Here is a 366-nt window from a genome sequence, read left to right as displayed (position 1 = left end):
CTGAGACTGAGAAACCGGCTGAGACTGAGAAACCAGCTGAGACTGAGAAACCAGCTGAGCCTGAGAAACCAGCTGAGCCTGAGAAACCGGCTGAACCGGAGAAGCCAGCGCAACCTGAAAAGCCAGCTGAGCCTGAAAAACCAGCTGAACCGGAAAAACCAGCTGAGACTGAGAAACCAGCTGAACCGGAAAAACCAGCTGAACCGAAACAGCCGGAAATCGAATACAATAAGGCCATGGCTAGCTTGACAGAAGCCATCGAGAAAAAAGTCGGTGAGCTTGGTTCTAACAATGAAGCTAAGAAGAAATTAATTGAACTTGCAAACCAAGCAATTGCTGCAATTCAAGAGGCCAAGACTCAAGAAG

The 366-nt window shown here is 48.4% G+C and carries 1 protein-coding gene; it reads left to right on the top strand.

Features of this window, described 5'->3' with window-relative positions; translation table 11 throughout:
- Positions 1-366 (top strand): hypothetical protein (locus tag HMPREF9184_RS09825; RefSeq protein WP_009444052.1); only part of this gene is annotated, 366 nt, incomplete at both ends.

Source organism: Streptococcus sp. oral taxon 058 str. F0407 (assembly GCF_000235485.1).
GTDB lineage: Bacteria > Bacillota > Bacilli > Lactobacillales > Streptococcaceae > Streptococcus.
This window is presented reverse-complemented; position numbering and strand designations above follow the sequence as displayed.